19 protein-coding genes, 1 tRNA gene and 2 CRISPR repeat arrays (1 of these 22 cut by a window edge) are annotated in these 21,787 nt (G+C 39.8%); of the genes, 1 reads left to right on the plus strand and 19 read right to left on the minus strand.

Annotated elements, in window-relative coordinates; translation table 11 throughout:
- A CRISPR array of direct repeats spans window positions 1-2,078; the repeat unit is 37 nt; unit sequence GTTACCATTCCCTATTTTCTCGGGAGCTACTTTCAAC; it begins 1,716 nt to the left of the window's first position.
- Between the two features lie 300 nt (window positions 2,079-2,378).
- The 17 genes from cas2 to EFE42_RS09860 all read right to left on the minus strand — a co-directional run bounded on the left by cas2 (window position 2,379) and on the right by EFE42_RS09860 (window position 19,379).
- On the minus strand, window positions 2,379-2,639 hold the full coding sequence (gene cas2 / locus EFE42_RS09780) for a CRISPR-associated endonuclease Cas2 (protein ID WP_158599230.1): 261 nt from the start codon (window positions 2,637-2,639) through the stop codon (window positions 2,379-2,381).
- Between the two features lie 27 nt (window positions 2,640-2,666).
- Window positions 2,667-3,677 (minus strand): CRISPR-associated endonuclease Cas1, encoded by a 1,011-nt coding sequence (cas1, locus tag EFE42_RS09785; protein ID WP_123137056.1) that lies wholly within the window; start codon window positions 3,675-3,677, stop codon window positions 2,667-2,669.
- Between the two features lies 1 nt (window position 3,678).
- Complete coding sequence (locus tag EFE42_RS09790; protein WP_123137057.1) at window positions 3,679-5,151, minus strand: TIGR02710 family CRISPR-associated CARF protein; 1,473 nt, start codon at window positions 5,149-5,151, stop codon at window positions 3,679-3,681.
- Window positions 5,152-5,167: 16 nt separating this feature from the next.
- Complete coding sequence (locus EFE42_RS09795) at window positions 5,168-6,196, minus strand: hypothetical protein (protein ID WP_123137058.1); 1,029 nt, start codon at window positions 6,194-6,196, stop codon at window positions 5,168-5,170.
- Window positions 6,193-6,693, minus strand: a complete 501-nt coding sequence (locus EFE42_RS09800) for a hypothetical protein (RefSeq protein ID WP_123137059.1) — start codon at window positions 6,691-6,693, stop codon at window positions 6,193-6,195. Before EFE42_RS09800 ends, EFE42_RS09795 begins: the two co-directional genes overlap by 4 nt.
- Before the next feature lie 2 nt (window positions 6,694-6,695).
- On the minus strand, window positions 6,696-8,045 hold the full coding sequence (locus EFE42_RS09805; RefSeq protein ID WP_158599231.1) for an RAMP superfamily CRISPR-associated protein: 1,350 nt from the start codon (window positions 8,043-8,045) through the stop codon (window positions 6,696-6,698).
- Between the two features lie 2 nt (window positions 8,046-8,047).
- Window positions 8,048-8,812 (minus strand): CRISPR-associated RAMP protein Csx7, encoded by a 765-nt coding sequence (gene csx7, locus EFE42_RS09810; protein ID WP_158599232.1) that lies wholly within the window; start codon window positions 8,810-8,812, stop codon window positions 8,048-8,050.
- A gap of 2 nt (window positions 8,813-8,814) precedes the next feature.
- Window positions 8,815-9,330 carry a hypothetical protein gene (locus EFE42_RS09815; protein WP_123137062.1) on the minus strand — a complete coding sequence of 172 codons (516 nt, stop codon included), beginning with the start codon at window positions 9,328-9,330 and terminating at the stop codon, window positions 8,815-8,817.
- 2 nt (window positions 9,331-9,332) lie between these two features.
- Complete coding sequence (locus EFE42_RS09820) at window positions 9,333-9,833, minus strand: hypothetical protein (protein ID WP_123137063.1); 501 nt, start codon at window positions 9,831-9,833, stop codon at window positions 9,333-9,335.
- Entirely contained in the window at window positions 9,830-10,918 is a 1,089-nt protein-coding gene (locus EFE42_RS09825; RefSeq protein WP_123137064.1) for an RAMP superfamily CRISPR-associated protein, read from the minus strand. The genes EFE42_RS09820 and EFE42_RS09825 overlap by 4 nt, the downstream gene beginning before the upstream one ends.
- On the minus strand, window positions 10,918-11,571 hold the full coding sequence (locus EFE42_RS09830) for an RAMP superfamily CRISPR-associated protein (protein ID WP_158599233.1): 654 nt from the start codon (window positions 11,569-11,571) through the stop codon (window positions 10,918-10,920). The genes EFE42_RS09825 and EFE42_RS09830 overlap by 1 nt, the downstream gene beginning before the upstream one ends.
- Window position 11,572: 1 nt before the next feature.
- Window positions 11,573-13,921, minus strand: coding sequence for an HD domain-containing protein (locus tag EFE42_RS09835; protein ID WP_123137066.1), 2,349 nt, complete (start codon window positions 13,919-13,921; stop codon window positions 11,573-11,575).
- Window positions 13,918-14,712, minus strand: a complete 795-nt coding sequence (gene cas6, locus EFE42_RS09840; RefSeq protein WP_123137067.1) for a CRISPR system precrRNA processing endoribonuclease RAMP protein Cas6 — start codon at window positions 14,710-14,712, stop codon at window positions 13,918-13,920. The genes EFE42_RS09835 and cas6 overlap by 4 nt, the downstream gene beginning before the upstream one ends.
- Window positions 14,713-15,163: 451 nt before the next feature.
- Window positions 15,164-16,712: direct repeats of the CRISPR family, unit length 37 nt; unit sequence GTTGAAAGTAGCTCCCGAGAAAATAGGGAATGGTAAC.
- Window positions 16,713-17,445: 733 nt separating this feature from the next.
- Window positions 17,446-17,517, minus strand: a tRNA-Thr gene (locus EFE42_RS09845).
- 70 nt (window positions 17,518-17,587) lie between these two features.
- A complete protein-coding gene (locus EFE42_RS09850; RefSeq protein WP_123137068.1) occupies window positions 17,588-18,106 on the minus strand; it encodes a chorismate pyruvate-lyase family protein in 519 nt (172 codons plus the stop codon).
- 11 nt (window positions 18,107-18,117) lie between these two features.
- Complete coding sequence (locus EFE42_RS09855) at window positions 18,118-18,429, minus strand: DUF5611 family protein (protein WP_123137069.1); 312 nt, start codon at window positions 18,427-18,429, stop codon at window positions 18,118-18,120.
- Window positions 18,430-18,680: 251 nt separating this feature from the next.
- Window positions 18,681-19,379, minus strand: coding sequence for a radical SAM protein (locus EFE42_RS09860; RefSeq protein WP_123137070.1), 699 nt, complete (start codon window positions 19,377-19,379; stop codon window positions 18,681-18,683).
- A gap of 135 nt (window positions 19,380-19,514) precedes the next feature.
- Here EFE42_RS09860 and EFE42_RS09865 point away from each other — a divergent pair, with 135 nt between their 5' ends.
- Entirely contained in the window at window positions 19,515-19,811 is a 297-nt protein-coding gene (locus tag EFE42_RS09865; RefSeq protein ID WP_123137071.1) for a hypothetical protein, read from the plus strand.
- Window positions 19,812-19,813: 2 nt separating this feature from the next.
- Here the strand turns inward: EFE42_RS09865 and EFE42_RS09870 are convergent, their stop codons facing one another.
- Window positions 19,814-20,791 carry a methanogenesis marker 2 protein gene (locus EFE42_RS09870; RefSeq protein ID WP_123137093.1) on the minus strand — a complete coding sequence of 326 codons (978 nt, stop codon included), beginning with the start codon at window positions 20,789-20,791 and terminating at the stop codon, window positions 19,814-19,816.
- Window positions 20,792-20,807: 16 nt separating this feature from the next.
- Window positions 20,808-21,773, minus strand: a complete 966-nt coding sequence (gene nifB / locus EFE42_RS09875; RefSeq protein ID WP_123137072.1) for a nitrogenase cofactor biosynthesis protein NifB — start codon at window positions 21,771-21,773, stop codon at window positions 20,808-20,810.
- Window positions 21,774-21,787: the final 14 nt, after the last annotated feature.

The raw sequence follows: 21,787 nt of genomic DNA on the forward strand, positions 1-21,787 counted from the left end.
AATAATGAGGGTTACCATTCCCTATTTTCTCGGGAGCTACTTTCAACCTAATTATTTTAGTAGAAAATAAACTTTAAGAGGTTAGGTTACCATTCCCTATTTTCTCGGGAGCTACTTTCAACACACCAACTTGCAATGTGCTGTAGTATTTATCCTCTTGGAGTTACCATTCCCTATTTTCTCGGGAGCTACTTTCAACTGCAGGTATGGCCTTTGGTGGCAAGGCTGCACGAGCAGTTACCATTCCCTATTTTCTCGGGAGCTACTTTCAACAATTTGAACAGGAGCTGGAAAAAAACGGTTGTGCGGGTTACCATTCCCTATTTTCTCGGGAGCTACTTTCAACAATATTGGATACTGGATATTGGATATTGGATATTACGTTACCATTCCCTATTTTCTCGGGAGCTACTTTCAACTCATCCACACAAATGAGAATTGAACCAACAGAGGTAGTTACCATTCCCTATTTTCTCGGGAGCTACTTTCAACAGAAGTCACAACATCGTGGAACTCACCATGATGCTACTTCTAGCAAAGTTACCATTCCCTATTTTCTCGGGAGCTACTTTCAACTGTAATTGCTCTTGTAATTGCTGTAATTGCTCTTGTAATTGTGTTACCATTCCCTATTTTCTCGGGAGCTACTTTCAACAGATGGATCAATGAAAATGTGGGTGAACTGACCCAGAAACGTTACCATTCCCTATTTTCTCGGGAGCTACTTTCAACACCTGTATATGGGGAAGCGGTCGACAAGGAGTTCTTCATGTTACCATTCCCTATTTTCTCGGGAGCTACTTTCAACTGTGAACAGATTGAATATGGTGGAACTGAATGCCCATGTTGGTTACCATTCCCTATTTTCTCGGGAGCTACTTTCAACTCACGAATATCGCAATGTCAGGACCATCATCATCAATTAGTTACCATTCCCTATTTTCTCGGGAGCTACTTTCAACCATTGAAAAAGGCAGTGATTCGGTTTGGAAGTAATCAAAAGTTACCATTCCCTATTTTCTCGGGAGCTACTTTCAACTTTTGATGAATGTATAAATTTTCTTGCAGATATGTATCGTTACCATTCCCTATTTTCTCGGGAGCTACTTTCAACAGTGATCCACTCTCCTTCATAGAAGATCGTTGATTTGTTACCATTCCCTATTTTCTCGGGAGCTACTTTCAACATTTCTGCACAGTTCCGTTTACATCACTGTTTCTACCGGTTACCATTCCCTATTTTCTCGGGAGCTACTTTCAACAGGAAATACCCGCACAGAACATGCAGGCTGCATTCAATGTTACCATTCCCTATTTTCTCGGGAGCTACTTTCAACAACAAACAAACATCACCCCGAGCACGGTGATATAAATGTTACCATTCCCTATTTTCTCGGGAGCTACTTTCAACAACACGCAGACGTGACTATACAGACAAGGACGGAGTTTTAAAGTTACCATTCCCTATTTTCTCGGGAGCTACTTTCAACATTACTTACCATCCTCGGGGTGTTTCTGGAAAAAAGTTACCATTCCCTATTTTCTCGGGAGCTACTTTCAACACCTGAAAATGGATGCAGAAATACACGCTGATCCATACAGTTACCATTCCCTATTTTCTCGGGAGCTACTTTCAACAGGCTATAAGCGAGGGTCTCGGCGACGCCGTGCGGGGTTACCATTCCCTATTTTCTCGGGAGCTACTTTCAACACCTTAAAGCATTGAAGGCAACCTTTCACTAATCAGTTACCATTCCCTATTTTCTCGGGAGCTACTTTCAACTTACAGGTATGTGCGTTTCTCCTGTAATATTTACAGTTCTGTTACCATTCCCTATTTTCTCGGGAGCTACTTTCAACATCATCCTTGACAGCTGCTGCGGTCAATCCGGCAGAAGTTACCATTCCCTATTTTCTCGGGAGCTACTTTCAACAATAAAGCCGGGATACATGTCACTCTAAGTTCTAGGGTTACCATTCCCTATTTTCTCGGGAGCTACTTTCAACTTAATCTTATCCTTCTCAGTAACCTCGGGAATAAGTTACCATTCCCTATTTTCTCGGGAGCTACTTTCAACCCTATGTTTTTTTCCTTTAAATTACTTTTGGAGGCATTAGAACACTTCTTTTTGAGGGGGTGTTGTACAGACCTCAATTTGTCAGTACCCTTTAAAAAGGTCTGTACAATCGATAGCAGGAGATACCATAAAATGCAACACTGTTACAACAAGTAAAACACTATCTGTAGGCTTCATGATAAAAATATTGATGAATATTTAATGTCCTTTTGAGGTTAAATTGAACTTACCATTGGCTTAAAATGATAATTTGTGTGTACAGACCTCCTTTTGACCCAACCCTTTATAAAGGTCTGTACATCATAATGACAGATGTTTGATTTCCTGAGGCAATGGTTCTGATGTGATAACCTTATCCTGGCATTCCTTACATAAAGGAAATATTGTGATAGTATCTGATTCTGCTAAACTATTGCCAAAAAGTAGGGAGGACAATTCATTTATTTTATTCGAAGGAACTTCTCCTGCAAAAACACTATACTGAATCCTCATTAAACCATAATATTGAAGTATATCGGCAATCTGCAATCTTGTCCTGTCATTCTCAATATCATATGCCACAACAATATATTTTGAAGGCAGGAATAATCACCTCCTTCTGTACATGAAGGGTTCATACTCGTAACCCTCAACAATTGCCTTTTGATACTCGATGGCCTGCAGGTCAATAATGTCCTGGAAAGTCTTCTTTCCATCCCTGTAGATCGTCTCGCTTTCAAGTCGGGAAAAAATCATATTTGCAAAGATTTTCTTGAAACTATTGTCTATCCTGCAAAATCCATCTTCCTGTGAAAAATAATCAATATGCACCTGATTTCTACCAATCATGGTAAGTACAACTCTATCTACAACAGGTTGCCTGAATTCTTCAATCAGATCGTACACAAGTCCTTCCTGATCTCTGTAATTCGAATGAAGCACACCACGGTATGGGTTCAGTTTGGCTTTGTTAATGGATGCACGTATTTTTGAATACAAAATACCGTATCCATAACTTAACAACACATTTACAGGATCAGGGGAAGGATGTTTTATTCTGCGTTCGAATTCAAATCTAGCAGGAATAATCAGTTTCAGAGCCTCAAAATATGCATTTGCAGCACTGCCTTCATACCCCATCAGAGAATCTGTATGGGATACGTCATACATCTTATCTATGATATTTTCAATACTGGCAACAAACTCTCCCAATTCTATATTCCGACTGTTTTGTATCGTTTGCAGTATACTCTTTTTGTTAGTTGCTCCTGCCAGACATATATTTTTAGCAATATCGAGTTTATGAACAGAATCTATTGAAAGCTGTTTTTCCCATATGTCCATATACTGGCAGTATGCATGTGGAAACAGGTACCCGATTGGATTTCCAAAACTATCCATACAAGACAGGCTTACATTATTCTCGAAAAGCAATCTTATGGCACCAGTACTTATGGAATGCTCTCCTGAAAGTATCACATCCTCAAGTTTGGATGGGGTGAAAGATGCTTTTTCAGAATTCTCTCCCTCTTTCCATTCCACCACCAGTGAATTATTACGTTTTTTCAACTTTTTTCCATATCCAGATATATGGAGGGTAGATGGTGTCGAGGATTTCATATCAGATCAGCAGTTTGGGGATATCAGACTGTCTGGCTAATTGTTTGAAATCTTTTTTGCCAAGAGTACTGGCAATTATTTTTTCAGTCCCATTAACAAGTACATTGTAATCTTCCCTGATAATTGGATTTGTACCGTGTGCAAGCAAAGAGCGATTTCTTTTGTCTCTAAGGTTTTCTCCGTTCTCATCTGAACTATTCATACGACCATACATATGTGCAGATGGAACATTGATAACCTGCAATATTGTCATAATATCATTCAGTCCTGGAGGTGACCTTGGACTATCAAAATTAGAAATTTCTTTGAACCTGGCAAACAAATCCTCTTTCGTCATACCATGATCTGCTGCAAATTTTTCATAATCAATCTTGTTAATGTCGCAAAAGCCTTCTTTTTCTATTAAAAGAGCCGCACACATTTCAAGACAGCGATATAACCTGGCTGTTGCATCATCATACTTACCTTGAATCGCCCTGCGCTGGGCATTTTGAAAAAGATCAAACAAACGGAATTTATCCACGATATTGGCACCAGGTTTCCAGTGATTTTCTATCTCCTCAAGGAACTCAATGTTTTGTTTAAGGTCATCTTCACTGACAAGCCTGATTCCATATCTTTCACAATCTGCACAAATGGATTTTAACCTGCCTGAAAGATAGGATTCATCTTTTCTCTCCTTTGCACTGGGAGCAAAACTGCTATGCAAAAACCTATCCCAGTCACAGTACACCTGAATAAAATCCTGCAGTAAATCCAGTTTCTTACCCAGAGCAAGATCCTTGACTTTACTTCTTAATTGTTCACATACCTCTGCTGCAGCATCAAAATACCCATTATCGAAATTTGCTTTCAATATCTGCATATCCACATCCCCATAGTAGTCATAGGGATTCTCTATATCACAGATCTTACCCGTAAAAGGAACACTGATACCCATTTTTTCTTCGGCATGAAGATATATCATCGGTATTCTGAAAAAGAAGGCAAATGAACCCACTGCAGTACCCATAATCTTTCTTCCAGCGGTAGGATCAATTCTTACATTCTGCCGATTGCCGATTTGCGGAAGTACTTTATTCTTTAATACCTTATAATTATGTACAGCATCCAGATCATCAATCGTTACCTTTTCAAATTCAATATTCAACTTTTCAATATCTGGATCAGCCAAGATTTTGTCAGCCACGTGCTCTGAACCCTGGGTATGCAAAAGGATACTTTTATTGGGTTTAACAGAAATCAGGGATAAAATAATAGGAGCTTCACGCATCCCCACGGTACATATCAAAACGTCACAATTTCCTGTGTATTCTGGAAAATACTTCTTCTCATAAGGAAACATTTCCTTTGATATGGATACCAGCTGGGTCCTATCATCCGAATTTTCAAAATCCGAGATCCTGTCCAGTACATATTGGCAATCTGTACTGTCTTTTACCCTTTTTTCTATATCTCTTTGATTAACCATCATAAAGCACTTCCTTAAATCAAATAAGCAACTTGGAACTTTGTTCGAGAATGATCAGGTCCTTGAAAATAGAAGGATCATCTGTTTCAACAGAAATTCTGTAATCGTCCCAATCGTCCTCATTTTTGCCTGTCCATATTCCATATATGTCAATATGTTCCAGACGTATATGACCGAAAATTATTGCCATACAGTAAAGCAATTCAACAAGCTCTTCCCACTGACACTCGAAGTTAGTGTCATAATTGTATGGCTGTTTCATGTACACAGAACGTATCTTTTCCTCATGTGCCATTGCAGTAAAATCATTATCACCACTTATCAGAAGAAGGTCCACATTACGCTTATCTCTGAAATATTCATACGATTGAATGATATTATTATCCCCACGACCCTTCCCGTTGATCTCTTCACAATTTAGTTGGGTCATCAGATGTTTGTATTCTACTGCACCCAATCGGGCCATACGAGCAGTTTTAGGATGCTGGTTCAGAAAACGTGTAGCCTGTGGATGTAATGCACAGAGTTTGTCGATAGCTGATTTTTTATGTTTGTCATCCCATTGATTACGCAATTCTCTTTTAACAGTCTCACTCAGACAAAAACCAATGTTTGGAGAATTCGCCAAAGACAATTTGGCTAATACATTTTGAACTAAAAGGTTGCTTCTGTGACGTAAGGAATTTGTATCGTATCCAATAAAAAGAGGCTTGTCCCCCTTCAATAAGTTACGTTTGCCTTCATCCTGTAATTCTTGTTCAAGTATGGATTCATTTTCCGAATTTAACAGGGATGAGGCATACATACATATTTTAAAGTCATTATGATCAGGAATTTCCCGAGACAAGAAATTATCATTCCGATAGAGACGTAATGCATTACTTCTGCTTGTTCTGAAATCTTCTCTGGAAATAGCAGTTATTTCGCATTTTTCGCCAATCTTGATATCCAAAAGATTTCCCAGAGGAGGATAATCCACCTTCAATTGGCTGGAAGTTTCAGATAAAACATTAAGCAAACCAATCAAATATTGTTTTGGTATTATCATTCATCTTCCCCAACCGATGTATTATCATAGAATTCTTTCTTCATATCAATCAAGGCATGGCGATGTTTTGGAATTAAAGGATACGGAGAATTCTGATACCTGTTATCGGACAGATGCATGTAATATACATGATCCACCCCCATTTCCAGTCCAACTTCCATCGATATGGCTGACATATATTTTCGTCCAGGCGTGATATCCACAGCAACCTCATCATTTTCACCGATTTCAGAAAGAAGGGAACGATATTTGTTATGAATCATCTGAAAATCAGTTTCTACAATATTCTCGGTGGAGTATAGCGGGTCGATTACACCATATTTTTCAAGAAGTGTGGGAACCCAATTGCCAATAGTGTCCTTCCACTCTTCTTTAAGTTCCCTGTTTGTAAGGAACTTCACATGTTCGGGCACATAACTCTCTTCCCTGCAGGCCGCCCAGATTGTATTGATTACAGCAAATGGGCTCGATCCAATAAAAGCCAACCAGTATTTCATATTTATACCATTAATTCCAGGAACTTGTTTGCCTCAAATTTTTCTGGTAATACGGGATGAAATTTCACAACATTTCGTGAAGATTTTCCCGTTTTGTTTGGATCGGCAACACTTTTTCCAGTAATTGTACATTCTTTTTTCAGGATGTTGCTAATAAGTTCAACTTCGTGTCTTTCAATATTATCAAAAACCATCCAGAGTTTAAGTCTTGTATTTTTAGGAATTATATCATTAGAGGCAAATTGTTCTAGTGGAAATGCATCGGAGATTAAAATCCTTGAACGATGTTGGTTATTACCCACAGAGGCACCAAACAACTCGTCTATGGTATCTGCATCCTCTCCATTAGAAATCAATGTATGTCGAAGGAATCCCTTGATGGTTGAACCTGGTATTATTGGTACCCCTTGATTGGTTACGGTAGCCTCATCTGCCCCTGGCATCTGGAAATCCTTCGTTGTAACAATCTCATAAGGAACAATCACATTGCCTTCCAATTTATCGGTAGAATAAGCACGATAGTATACATCGAAATCTCTACTATCTGTATCCTCACCGTTATCTATATTTTTCAGGTACTTCTTTGCTGCATTACAGAACATAATAGGATCCATTTGTTCTGTCTTCACCTGGAACAAGGAATCATCATCATTGTCAACAATCTTTTTTGCAACCCTAACCCGATTTACATCTACAAACCCGTTTCCTCTAGATGTCCCTCCTCCAAGACAGCATCTCTTATGGTTAAATTCATTCAGGGCAAGTAATACAAAACCAACTTCCTGCTCGTTTGCATTATCAAGGTTAATAGTGACATCAAACGAATTGTTTGCTGTTATAACTTCTTCAAAACGAGTATGTATTCTTGGAACTTGGCCTTTGCCTTTCCTTTTGGTTTGCATCACGTATTCATGCTCTCTTTTGCTATAGATGGTTGCACAGTGTGGACGTTCTCCCAGAGCAAGGTTCTGATTTAGTTCATTAGAAAGATGTGCATCCTGTACCCTTATACTGGCACCTTCTGCCTGTGAACCAAATATTGAGCAGGGAATACAATCCTCTTTTCCACAAAGCAAATTGTTATCTCTTTTATTACTTACAGCAATGCAGGATTTGTTTTCATTGAAAGTACGTATTATTCTTTCAACCGTACTTCTCAATACACCTTTAAGACTGCTGCCTGGTATATACGGGTCAGGTTTTTTTGTCTGGGCATCATAGGATAACAGTACTGGACTCTGTGAGAGAGAATATGCGCCTGCATTTTGTCCACCACCGATACGCAGAGGAGTAACCAGTGTTAACCTGGCAGTTATTTGCCATCGATTTTGAAAGATGCTATAATCGGTCACTATCATCCCTCTTGACAGACATGCTTATCTTCCTTTACATATTTGGACCAGTCAGCAGCAGCATTTGATTTTAAATCCTGATATTCATCAGTTTGTGGAGAATATTCGCTTCCTTTATATTTGCCGTCAAGATAATCCTGTGCTGTAATCAGACTGAGTTTTTCGATTTCAATTTCCACTTCCCCAAATCCTCGGGATGCAGCATGGCCTATGTTTCCACTGCATGCATTGAAAAAATCGATCAGACCAAGTAATCCACCAAGTTTTGCATGGTCATAGAGATAACCATCCGATTCAATTCCTGTGTTTTCTATTGTTATTGTTCCCTTGAATATTGTACCCCTGGGAACTGCTTCTGTATCATATTTACCACCAGTGCGTGCTTTCCTTGTCTGGCGGTCAATGGCCACCCCGTCCCTGATTGATGTCTTTTTATGATCGGCAACTGCATCTTTAATGCGTATTGATGATGCCAGGTCTTTGCCTCCGAAAAGGTAGCAAACTGGACACTCATTACAGCCTCCACGCTGCTTATTATCGAATATGTCACATACCTTAATATCCAGTCCTTTTAGCAATCGCTCCACTTCGGTTCGCATTACACCTTTCAGACTGCTGCCTGGTATAATTGGATAACCTTCCGTATTTTTGATTACAGGATTATCAACCTCTGCAGGTTCAACAGCAGTGTGACCCCCGATATGTAAATCGGATTTCGTAGTGACCTTATACTGCAAAATTGCTCTGTCCACCAGTTTTCTGAACATAATTATCTTCCCCTGGGATTGTTTGATTTCCATTTCATAATTTTGTCAACGATTATGTCAACGTCTTTTTTTCTGTCAATAAGGCCAAGTTCGGCATTGACCATGGTGTGAACCCTCTCACGCACTTGCTGATCACTGGCAGAAATCCCGAATATATTACAAACCGCATCCATACTCCAGTTACTGTATCCTATAAGATAACGTATTCTTTCCCTGATTTTTTCAGGATCAGATTCTTCCCTTTGTATCTTTTGAACTTTGGAGAGCAACATTTGCAAATAGTCACTCAATTTAGCATCAGAACGTGGTAAAAAATAAGACGCACTTTTTGTGAAATGTAATATTGCAGATTGTGGGTCTTCAAACTCCCGCAGTGCTTCAGGAAGATTTTTCAGTTTGCCCCTGGAAGGAATTTCGTATTTATCTCCTTTTTTATTGGGAGATGGAATTTCCAGCATAAGTTCATACGAATCCAGAACTATACTCCCCAACTCATCTCTATTGAACTCAACAGTCATAATTATCTCCTCCTTTTATCCCTGGAATAACCTTTCCTTCTGTTATCATCTATGAATTGCTTTAAATTACCCGTAATCTTTTCTTTATTTACATATTCACAATCAAGCTCCAGAGCAATTTCATCTATAAATTTATCTCCAGCTTTCTTGTAAGAATATTCAAGAATTTTTATATTCCATAATACATATTGTAACAAACGCTGTATATATTCCACATCTCTTTCAGATATGACTTGAACCAAAAATTTCCCAAAGTCCTTATTTTTCTGGCGTTTTGCGCGGATTTCACCCTGAGCCTGGTACTCCTTCTTCCCCTGGGGAGGAGCAGGTGAATATTGATATATAATATTCTTGATATCGTTAATGTTGCCTGAGTTGCCAGCTGCTACGATTCTGCGAATCTGGTCGGTAGAATAGGCTTTAAGCTCTCTTCCAGCTTTCCACATGGCCATTGTTGCCAGTTCCCAGGCATATTGATTGATTTCGATCAAATTGCTGCTCATAGATGACCCTCCATGAAATACACGTCACCATATCCACTGTTGATCATCTCCCCGATTCCATAGACTTCCAGAGTTGCCATGACTTCTGGGTCACCTTCAACCACTGCACAGCTACCCATTCCAATACAGGGAATGATCTCGGAAACCTTGTTACCTTCTTTAATGGACCAGCCACGTGCAATACCTTCATTGAGTTTCTGTGAACCCTTATCTCCACTCACAATTTTGAAATTTCCCTGAGTGGCGCAAATGTCACAACTCTTAGAAACATATTGTTCGAAATTCTCATCAAAGCCTATAATGGAAGTTTCACCATCCCTGAGAATCATTGGAGAATTAGTAACCATCATTGCATTCTTGAATTGCAAGATATTACTGGCTTTTTCCTGAATCATATCAGATGCAGGAGTTGCATTGAAATTGGAAAATGTCACAGTTCCATATCCACGGGTACGGAAACCACCCAGTCCACCAAATATACCCGAGTTATTCAATGCTTCTTTCAAGCCATCGACATATTCATCTTCAACAATACACTGGAATTCGAATTCTGTACCCTCTACAATACTCTCTATGTTATAGGGAGCAATTTCATAATGTGGTCCAGGACTTGTATTACCATCTCGTGTAATCGGACATTTTGTAGAAATCTGTGTATTCACCGAGACGCTTTCAAGTTCCCCTTTTTCAAAAGAATCAGCAGTAATAAAGCCTCCATGTTTTTTCCCTTCATGCAAACATGGTCTGCCTTCCACTGTATTGGTACACTCTATTTTGTCAGGATCAATCATATGGCCACATTTTTTGCACCACTTAAATGATACAGGACAGGCTCGTGTGGACTTACCTTCATTTACCGGCAGAGCATTTTTGAAGAACACTCCAGTTTGACTCATATCCCCGTCTTCATTGATGCGAAGGGCATCGAATAGAGATTTGTTATTATTGTATAGATAATACCCCACCATTCCCCGTATTGTTCGGCCTGGAATATACTCAAGGGTTTTTGAAAAATTTCCAGTCTTTTTTCCTGTTCCAATATGCAGAGGTGCCAGGTTTTTCAGTGTTGCCGTTAAAACTTTCATTATAAATCTACCTCTGTGCAAAATTGCTCATATTTGATCTTTTCAATTCCAGCAACTTCAAAACTACCCAGTCCACGTGACCGTTCACCACCAAGACCATAATGACACATTGAATGCAGGGCAGCCCATAGCAATTTATTATCGTCATCACTTAAGTTTCGGATTATGAAATATCCTGAAAAAACAGTGCCTGAAGGTACTGCAATTGTTCGATATAATCCACCACCTGTATTAGAAAGCATATCTCTATCTATAGACACATGCATCCTTGCAGATGTACTCTTATTCCCTTCTGTATAGACAAAATCAGTTACTCGAATTTTACCTTCCGTGTACTTATTATCGTCATTGGGAGTGCCAAATATCCTGCAGACATCACAAGTTTCATCTGATAAATCACTACAGCTTCGAATTTTACGCTTATTTTTTTCAGATACTTCCTTTTGATCTGGGTCACCTGTAACCCAGCAATTGACATCTTTTAAAGTGCGTATTATCCGTTCTGCCTCGGTTCGCATAACCCCTTTGATATGAGTAGCGGGTATGTATGGCATATCTTCACTGTTTTTCAGATAGTCAATCGTTGACCCACTGGATTTTCCTGCTGTATGGAAATCACTGGTGGCTCTGAGTGATACTTTCCAAATATTCATTTTATTCCCCCTCCCCATGTAACAGATGAGGTATGATCATACGGGATGCCGAAAGCAGATTGTCATTACATAATGTATCGGCCATCCATTCACAATCATCAATATCTATGTCACTGCTTTTGCGCTGCACAGATGAATACATGTATTTTATCAGGTTCAAACGTTCATGTTCTGAATTACCACATGTAATCAGGTCTGAGATGAGGGTTCGAGATTTTTCCCGATAGAAAGCAATATCAAATATCCTGTTTAGCTGTTCAAGATCTTTGAGATCATTGCTTTGAGAATCATGAGGGAAAACAAATGATATTTGGTCCTTTCCAGGCATGGCAGAACTTACAGCTGTGACTGACATGGCACCTTTTGGTATTTTGATTATGTTGTAATCATCTGTGCTGGTGTTCTGCCTGAATTCTTTCTTGGCACTGGATTCCATCTCTCTTGCTGCATCCAGCAGAAAATAGATAGGAAAACTGTTATCCGCAATTGCAATTCCACAGGAAATGGTTACGGTAGGATTCTCAAATGTAGTGGTATCATAGAATTTTCTTTTAAACATGAACTCTTCAGATACATTTTCAATCAAATGACTTGCAAACTGGATTACAGCTTTTGCATTCATGAGAATAAGTACATCATCTCCACCTGCATAGAGTACATCAATTCCAAGATACTCAATACCCTCTTTTCGATGCTTTACCAGGTTGAGATTCTGTTCTTGATCAAGAAAAGTGGTTATTGAATCTTCCAGTATTTTGTCGAATTTGGTCTTGAAGGTGTGACTCTTATAGGTATATTCTGCAGGTGTGCTCGTCTGCTGGAATAATCTACCCATCATGTTACCGTCGATTACCAGTGCACCGATCGATTCACCAAGATGGGAAAGCTCTGTGGGTATGGAACAATCATGAGTATTCTTGATATATTTGTTGAAAAGACGATACTTCGCCAATTTGCCTTTTTCATCTTTCTCCTTGCATACATTACAAGAACCACCACTTGATGCTTCAGGTCTTTTGGCACAATACTGGCATGTCTTTTTTGTATTCTTTATGGGCTGTCTGGATCTTGTCTCATTCTTCCTGGTTTCAAGTTCATTCTGGGATTTTTCCAGAGTATCATTGAACTGCCCCGCAACGTTTGCAAGTTCTTCTTCAAAGGTAATTACCGCAGCCTGCAATCCATCGTTTGATATATCCTTTACTTTCTTTTCTATAGCCTCTTTTAATTCACATTCATAATCTTCAGTTGCTGGAATAAATGAGAGAAGATTGCCTCCTCCCCAGAAAAGAACTGCTTCAGGACATACTTTATGTGCAATTACTTCTTTTGCTGCTTCGAGAACTTTGTCTACAAAGTAACTTCCACCCCTCAACATATTGAGTTTATCTGCTTCACCTATGAACCCTTGAATGCCCATTACATCAAGAGAAAGAATACCGATGTTGCCCGATATAGGATATGGTTTCCCGAGATATTTTACAGGCCCTCCATAGCATACAGAATCATAGAACAGCTGCGCAGAGTTTGCTGTCGGGTCTTTGATTTCAACCTTGCAATCAATTGTGCTTCCATTACCCAGTACAGTAGTATGATTCTTTTCCAGAGATTTCAGATCCTTTGCATCACAGTTAATCTCATGCGGGAAAATTTTATCCTTGCTTTTAAGATGAAGATTTCCGTTTTCCAGATTACTGTCAATTTCATTGATCCTGTCTGCAGCCGAAGCCACTGTATCTGCTTTGCTGAGCAATCGTTCCAGTTTTGTGGATGTATCTCTTGAATGATGCTGTGCTGCAAGTTTTGGAATGATTTTATTCAATTCATACTTTTCAACAAGATTAGAACTGGTATTTTCAAGTATGTGTTCCAGAATTTCTCTTGTTTGAGTGGTATGATGATAATATGGTCCATACCTTACCTTTTTACTTGATGAGCGCGGTTTTCCAATATCATGTAACAGTGCAGCAATCCTTAAAAGAGAAACAAGATCCTTTTCTGCATAATCGGCCTGTATATCATATTCCTTCAGACATTTCTCCAAATATGACTTATCTTTTGCAATATTTTGAAACAAAATGCATGTTGCAACAGCCGATGTATTTTTCATGTGATGGAAAAGGGAACATATAGGAAAACGAGAATCAGAACTTATATTGTTGATGAATTCTGATTTTTCAAGTTTGTCATAGATACCGTCTGCAGCATCACTCAATTTTTTTGAATTATCCAGGATACCTATGATATCGTTAATGAAGACATCCAGTGATTTGTCACTCCGTTCAGGATAATCAATATCTTCCTTTATTTTTTTAGTGAACCAATCACTAACCCCAATATTCTGACTCAATTTGTATCCTCCTTATTTGTCACCATGAATCCTCCAAAGCCATAGGCAGTATGTTTTCCAATCTGCAAGGCTTCACCCATTCCCAGGATTGTGCCTATTTCAGATGGTAAAGCGGATGTGTCGTATTCCACCCAGCCTTCAACTCCGCTGAAAAACATTTTTTTGTTATTTATGTTTACATGGGAATATTCCACAGTATTTATATCAAAATCGACAATCTCGGCATCTGATTCAGTTATATCTTCACCGACATGGAATGGATAGTTGTTCGTATCGTGATATTTTGCAATACGATTGTAAGCACGAATGCTAGACCTGAGAATAGTGTTAAAGGACGGTATTATCTCCATGTCCTGATTGCTTGTGAGATGGAGGGGTGAAACAGTAGCTATTCTGACTGTATCCTTTGTATTAATCGGTTTGATATTCTGGTTGTAGGCTTTTATGAAATCGATTTTGTATTTTTGTCCACCAAAATGAGTATTCTTTTCATTCTTTTTGATAGAAGAGAGGATCTTAGGTGCAAATTTCTTTTTATCGCCATAGAGACGTATTATCCCCCTGATTTTCTGTTTATCTGCAAAAGCAAGAATTGAATATGGCCTGACACCTGTTTTTTCTTTGAACACCATAAAATACGGACACTTCTCTGTATCCTTGCAACCTTCACACTTTTTATTCGTGTCACATTTCATGCTATAGCCAAGCCAGCCTCTGAATACACTACCTATGAACTTCTTCTTGACATTTTGCTTAGTGGATATATCCACCTGTACAACCGTGGTTATCATGACATCCTAAATAATAAAAAGAGGAATCATATAAACTTATTGCATTAATTCTGTACAGGGAGTTATTTCTACATGAATTAATGCAATGAACGCAACTATATGACTTTAAATCATGAATACGTCATAGGTTTAATTCGATCAATGAACTATGTGTACAGACCTTTATAAGGGGTTGAGCAAAAAGAAGGTCTGTACACACAAATTATCATTTTAAGCCAATGGTAAGTTCAATTTAACCTCAAAAGGACATTAAATATTCATCAATATTTTTATTATGAAGCCTTCAGATAGTGTTTTACTTGTTGTAACAGTGTTACATTTTATGGTCTCTCCTGCTATCGATTGTACAGACCTTTTTAAAGGGTATTGACAAATTGAGGTCTGTACACTACCCCCTCAAAAAGAAGTGTTCTAATGCCTCCAAAAGTAATTTAAAGGAAAAAAACATAGGGTTGAAAGTAGCTCCCGAGAAAATAGGGAATGGTAACCTCAAATCAATATAGAATTTCTTGAGGGCATCTCTTGTTGAAAGTAGCTCCCGAGAAAATAGGGAATGGTAACATGATACACTTTTAACTGTTCGTCCGGTTGGACGTGTTGAAAGTAGCTCCCGAGAAAATAGGGAATGGTAACAAAATCCATCGCGTCATTTTGATCTGAAGTAAGATGTGTTGAAAGTAGCTCCCGAGAAAATAGGGAATGGTAACCTCGATATAGTCGTGGCTACTGTAACAGAATCCGATAGTTGAAAGTAGCTCCCGAGAAAATAGGGAATGGTAACGTATCTGCATGCACCGAATTGGCCTTCGAAGAACTCTTTTTGTTGAAAGTAGCTCCCGAGAAAATAGGGAATGGTAACAAACAATAGTTGGAAACTGTTGCATAAACAAATTTGGTTGAAAGTAGCTCCCGAGAAAATAGGGAATGGTAACCTTACGGTATTCTATATCTCCTGCCTCACGTTCTGTGTTAGAGTTGAAAGTAGCTCCCGAGAAAATAGGGAATGGTAACTCGTGATGCACCCAGTTTCTTCAATTCATTGAGTCTCTTGGGTTGAAAGTAGCTCCCGAGAAAATAGGGAATGGTAACGGTGATTGCTTCTATTTGGTACTTTGTTCTTATTGATGTTGAAAGTAGCTCCCGAGAAAATAGGGAATGGTAACACTGGAAAATCAACATTGGTCAGAAAACTGATTGGTGAGTTGAAAGTAGCTCCCGAGAAAATAGGGAATGGTAACTCGTGATGCACCCAGTTTCTTCAATTCATTGAGTCTCTTGGGTTGAAAGTAGCTCCCGAGAAAATAGGGAATGGTAACTAGATATGCCGTGTATTCAATTACATATTTCATTCTTGTGTGTTGAAAGTAGCTCCCGAGAAAATAGGGAATGGTAACCGATACCATGCGGGCCGAGGCCGAAAAACTGCAGAAGTTGAAAGTAGCTCCCGAGAAAATAGGGAATGGTAACCCCATGTGTCTGTTTCTCCACATAACTTACATGTAAAATCAGTTGAAAGTAGCTCCCGAGAAAATAGGGAATGGTAACACCTGCGTTAATTCCTGTTTCTTAGATTTAACCTGATCGAGTTGTTGAAAGTAGCTCCCGAGAAAATAGGGAATGGTAACCAATCATCATTTTGATAAACATCGAAATATATTCTATGTTGAAAGTAGCTCCCGAGAAAATAGGGAATGGTAACTCCTGACCAAGTACCATGTTTCCGTCAGTCATCCTGAAAGTTGAAAGTAGCTCCCGAGAAAATAGGGAATGGTAACTTGTTTCACCAGGTGGCTGGTATTTCGTTCCTGCAATGTGTTGAAAGTAGCTCCCGAGAAAATAGGGAATGGTAACCCTTGTCTACTGCTTCACCATAGATTGGTGAAAAATGTTGAAAGTAGCTCCCGAGAAAATAGGGAATGGTAACTTGTTTCACCAGGTGGCTGGTATTTCGTTCCTGCAATGTGTTGAAAGTAGCTCCCGAGAAAATAGGGAATGGTAACTTTTCAGCAGGCTGTTTGCATTGTATCCCCAGTTTGACAGTTTCTACTCTATCTTGAAGAGAATGGCTTCTCTTTCAACCCAAAATTTTCATTTTTTTGTCAGGAAAAGCTATTTGACAGTTCAAACAATTTCATGTGAAAAACTCCGATTTCATCGGTTTTCCTTTAAAATGGATGCAATTTTCAAGAAACTTGGCCTGAATTTACTCGCTGAACCCTTATGTTCATAAGAATAATGCTCATCTGTCAAATTCCATTAAGCTATTTTTGGATATTTTTTGCTTGAAAACAAAATGAAATTGATCTAAGAGGCTTATTTAGAAGATTCAACAATGCTGTCAAATTCTTTGTCCAAAAAATGGGCAAAAATCAGAAAAAACACAATCCAATGACTTATGTGATACTGTCAAATCAATGGGGCAAAAAATGGATAAAATTATAAAAACAAGCATGGAAGAAAGAAAAGATGCTAGCGAACGATTAGAAGAAAAAAGATAAACATAGAGATTAGAATAGAACCTAAAAAGAGAGACATTCAGTTGATTAAAAATAAAACTGTCAAAGTTGGGCTCAACGATAGAAAGATGGTGGAAATCTATTTTTCAGACTGATATGATAGGTTGAAAATAAGGAATATTTCCACAATAATAATTCAACATTCAACAATACCGCAGATAAAAGATGAATGTAATAAAATCAATTCTAAAAGGAGGGCTTTGTACTGCAAGCAAAAAGCCTCGGGCGGGATTCGAACCCGCGACCTCGTCCTTACCAAGGACGCACTACACCCCTAAGCCACCGAGGCACGCTTTTCTTGACTGCGACCCCTCAATAGGAGTGATCCCATAATAAGTTTTCGGTTTTCCGGATTCGGTTCAGAGCAGCCAGCGCCCATCTGCAGGGAAGCGTTCTTTGATCCACATGAGCGTGTCATTGTGGTGCACAATACGATAGGTCCTTGAGAGATATTCCCGACTGCCAAAAAGGGGATCATCGGATTCCATCTGTATGGTGTCAAAGTCCCTGCGGGTTTCCATGCCGTAATTACGCAGGATCTTACCAATCGGTATATCGGCACGCATCATGTCCCTGCGAACCTCTGCTGGCATACGGCCAATCGGAGAGAGGGAAACCGCATGAACATAAGGGACACCATCCGATACCAATCGCACGGTGCGATGATTCACTTCTTCACCCACATCCACATCCAAAAGCCCGGCCATCTCCTCATCGGCTTTTACAAGATGCTGATCCTCGGTAATCACCTCAACTTCGTGGCGTGTCATGATCTCCAGCAGGAAGGTGACAGAACCATCGGTGCCTGCACAGACACGCAGGCATGTGGGAATCTCAAAAGCCTTGAGATCCTTAAGAAAGTCGCGATTGACAAACACGTATGATCCTGTTATTTGGAAACTGCCTTCTTGGCGTTCTTAACTCTTTCCTTGGCAGTGTAACCAGTTGCCTTATAGAGAAAATCGCGGAATCTCTTGTTGGTATCAAGGATAACCTCATCAGAGACACCTTCGGCGTCAGAATTCGTGTCAACTGCAAGTTTTTTACCGTTCAGCCACACAGAAAGTTCCTTCATAACACCGTATGAAGTAACTAATTTATCTCCTTCTCTGGATATGTCGGAAGGGAAACATTCCTCAAGCGCTTCATAGATACGTTCAATATCAGGGGAATGATCACGTTTTAATTTGTATTCCTGCATGTCAATCGATTAATTACATACCGGCAGACATGGATAAATGTTTTGGTCTCAGAAATGAATTGAGTCTTAACCGTGTAAAAAACAAATATGTAAACTATAATCATTCATATATAAGAAAAATATTTAAATACCATAATACCGTAGTGCACCTAGTAATGAGCAAGGCTGAAAAGCAGCTTTCATATCGTACCACCACCATACCACCAATCTGCTTTTTTTACGATACCTTGCTCATTATCTGATTGTGAAAATTACTCCTTGCCAACTATCTTGCGCCCTTTTTCTCCCACAATTACTACACGGGGCACCTTTTCTACAACAATAGCGGCAAGGTTTTCCATATCCTCCCAGGCAGGCACAGGCGAGGTATATCCTGCAAAAGGAAGATCAAAGTCGGGATTGCTTAAGAATTGATAAAGAAGTACCTCAGAAGCTCCTTCCATAACAGGCAACATCCTCTTCACGGATTCTTCAGTAACATATCCGGGAATTACACGAACCCAGAGTCGCAACCACCTGGTTTTAGCAATATCTATCGATGTTTTGAGGTTTGCTAAATATTGTTCTACCCTTTTGGAGGAAATGCCTGTAAGTTCCTCAATTGCTGCCGTGTCTTCAAGTGGGGCCTTCAATTCCAGAACAAAACCTTTTACAAAAGGCAGAGATTGCTCCAGTACATCGGGTTTCATTCCATCCGACTTTAGAATAATCTCCATACCCATTGAATGCAACCGCTCAATCAACGGGATTAAATCCTTCTGGAGTGTGGGTTCGGCCCCTCCGATAAAAACCTTTTTTGCAGCTGAATTCTTAACAAAGTCAACAACTTCATCTATACTGTATTCCTCAAAGGGTTGCCTGATATGAATACAATAGGGACATTTCAGGTTACATCCAAAAAAGTCCAGACGTACCTGTTCCCCTTTTAATCCCATATTGATAAGTCGCATTTTATATTCCCACTCAAAACAATAAATGTTGAAGTATATCAAACTTTCTAAAATTGAATTGCACCTGTAAGCATGGACAAATTATAATACCAGAAAAACCAATTTAGCCCCAAGATATACGTTGCGGGTGAACTAATGGTAAAAAAACTGACCCTCGAAGACCTTAAACTGAGCAAGGAAAAAAAAGAAGATGAGATGGGAGCTGAAATCGAAGGCCTCTATGACCTCGTAATTCCCCCGGGTACTCCTTCATACCTGGTCTATGATCTTGTTGAAGAATTCGATCTTGAACCCCTTGAGAGAAAGATCGGTGTAAGCATTGTTGAATGTGATGAAAGAGAAGTTATAGTACTTAGGGGAGAACTTGAAGCCGTTCAGGCAGCAGAACAATACCTTTATGATGAATTAAAAGCCTACGTGGGATCCGAGTGAAATTACTCTTTGATCCCCGTTATTAAATCTTTACTGAAATCAAAAACATCTGCTGAATCTTTACCATCGGTTACTTTCACACAACAACTATCATCAATTTTCCCGATGACTGCAGCAGTAATACCCACTTCTTCGAATGCATTCAGGCATTCATCGACATTTTCCGGTTTTGCGGTAACAATGTAACCGGTTGCCGGATAAATCATCAGCCACTGGTCCAGGGCAACATCTGCAGGTTTGGGAATTTGCCCCAGATCCACCTCTGCACCCACCATACTTGTCTCACAAAGCATTCCGAGAGTACCTATGGTTCCCGGATTACTGATGTCCTTGCCGGCGGTGACAAGATGATTTTCGCCGATCTTTTGCATTATCATGAACCGGGAGCGAACGGTTCCAGAATCCTTGAAAGAAGTCGTATCCCAGCTGTAAGGGGAATTTTTGCCCACCCGGCCGTCCATATCATAGCCGACAATAACTGTATCACCCACACAGGCGGTGTCACTGCGGATGACACAATCCTTCTTTGCAATTCCTATAATGGACACTGCCAGTGAATTGTACGGTGTGTCAGGATGCAGATGACCACCGACCATAGGCACACCAAATTTTCTCATCCCATCTTTCATACCCTGCAACATACCATCGCATACATCCTTATGAGAAGAAGACATCACATTTACCATAGCAAGAGGCCGTGCTCCCATAGCAGATATATCGTTAATATTTACAACGACAGAAGTATAACCTGTCCACCAGGGACTTGCTTCTGTGATCCTGCCCCATATCCCATCAGCCGCAAACAGGATGACTTCATCGCCACCAATATCAATTATTGCAGCGTCATCACCCATATCAACAACAGTACCCCCATAACTTTCCCTCACGTCATCAAACATACGTGCAATGTCTGCGATAGGTGCCTTGCGGGATACACCCTCAAAATCGTGCAATTTTTGGGCAAGAGTATGTAGATCCAATTGAAAATCTCCAGATTTATTCTGACGCATCATCAGAAGTTTTCTTTTTGGCGGATTCAGCCTTTTTTAGAGCATCGGCTTTAACCATATTGCGACGCTGCTCACTCATTTGAGAAAGATCTTTACCCAGAAGACCATAAGCATCGGAGCGACACTGGCGACAGTGGCGCATTTGTTGAACATAGGGCTCACAGGAATCCTGTACAGCTTTGCGTTCCTGTGGAGTAGGAGCAGTCCAGTCAGCAAAATCAGCCTGACAGATAAGAGGCATAACATTCATGATATACACACCCATATCATTGAGTTTCTGTGCAATCTCGATAATATGATCCTCATTGATACCCGGAACAAGCACTGTGTTGATCTTGACAACCAGTCCTGCTTCCACGGCCTTGCGGATACCTTCAAGCTGGTTTTCAAGAAGAATGCTGGCTCCTTCGACACCCCGGTAGGTTTTACCATTATAGTTTACATGATCTACAATTTTCGCCCCTATTTCAGGGTCAATGGCATTCAAAGTAACAGTTAATGTGGAAACACCGGAATCCAGGACATCCTGTATCCTGGCAGGCAGAGCCAGACCATTGGTACTCAGGCAGAGAGTGATATCCGGGAAATGTTGTTTTATAAGTTTGAATGTCTCGAATGTTTCGTCATTAGCAAGCGGATCGCCCGGACCGGCGATACCCACGACTTTAATGAATGGATACTCTTTCAATACCTTTTGTGTTTTTTCAAGGGCCTGTTGTGGAGTTAAAACTTCACTTGTAACCCCGGGTCGACTTTCATTTACACAATCATATTTACGTTCACAGTATTTACATTTAATATTGCATTTTGGAGCCACCGACAGATGAATCCTTCCAAATTTATGTTGTGCATCCTTGTTATAACAGGGATGCTGGGCAATAAGCCTCTTTATCGAGTCCCGTTCTTCTGCCGGCAGACATTCCTCAGGATCCTTTCCGCTCTCTGTGGCCAAAATATTTCCTCCAC

The sequence above is a fragment of the Methanohalophilus sp. RSK genome, assembly GCF_003722075.1.
Taxonomy (GTDB): domain Archaea; phylum Halobacteriota; class Methanosarcinia; order Methanosarcinales; family Methanosarcinaceae; genus Methanohalophilus.